Source organism: Vibrio sp. 10N.222.48.A3 (assembly GCF_041475345.1).
GTDB lineage: Bacteria > Pseudomonadota > Gammaproteobacteria > Enterobacterales > Vibrionaceae > Vibrio > Vibrio tasmaniensis_A.
Genome location: NZ_JBFRVX010001423.1, coordinates 1 through 935 on the forward strand (window position 1 = coordinate 1; position 935 = coordinate 935).

The following is a 935-nucleotide window of genomic DNA, read 5'->3' on the forward strand; positions in this document are numbered from 1 at the left end:
AATTATTATCATTCGTATTTGTATGGGTGGCTAAAATTACAATAGTTACAAATAAAACGAATCTAAATTAGTTAATAATTTAGTGTGACTCTGGAACTGCGTGTGTGCTCTGGAGTTGTTTTTGTCTCGATTCTGTCTACGTTCATGGGTGAGGCAAGCTGATTGTAAGAACCGCGCTCTATACAATATGCAACGTTATTAAACGTTTGACACCGATCTTCCACATCGTTAATCTGTAACGGCACTGGCAAAATCCAGTGTCGGGATTAGTCCCCCGCAATATACACCCAAGGCGCATAGACGCTAGCTTTTGCTGGTTTTTTATGTGCAGCTTCAGCACACCTGAACATAGTCGCTTTACTTATAAAACGTACTATCAGCATTATGGTGGGCTGGGCGAGGCAGCTTCGGCTGGCCGTAACCTTGGGAGCGGTAGGACTAACCTTGTTCAGCTCACCACCCGAAGATTAGTCCCTTTGTGTGGTGATTTAAAGATCATCCCCAAGGAGGCAACCATGCCAAATTTAACAATCTTTTCTAAAGACATTCGCACACTCGATAATTTGTATTCGCTAAACGATCTGCATAAAGCGAGTGGTGGACACAATCGACATCGTCCAAGTATTTTTATCAAGAATCAGCAAACTCAAGAACTGGTTAATGAAATTGAGCAAAGCAGTAATTCCTGCTTTGCTATAAATACCAAACGTGACGGTAGTGATGCGGGGACTTGGGTATGCAAAGAATTGGTCTACTCATACGCAATGTGGATTAGCCCAAAGTTCCACCTAAATGCCATTCGTGCGTTCGACAGTATGCCCACAGCTCTAGCACTTCCTACTCCAACTGTTCCGCAAGACCTATCCTTAAACGACTTAATCTTTGAATTGGCGAAGGCGAAAAACGTAACAAGCCAAAATGTTCATGTGCACTAC

The 935-nt window shown here is 42.8% G+C and carries 1 protein-coding gene; it reads left to right on the forward strand.

The genetic code is table 11. The features are described 5' to 3' along the window. Positions 1–515 precede the first annotated feature (515 nt). Positions 516–935: KilA-N domain-containing protein (locus tag AB4653_RS26850; RefSeq protein ID WP_372105753.1), on the forward strand; the 420-nt coding region annotated here is incomplete at its 3' end.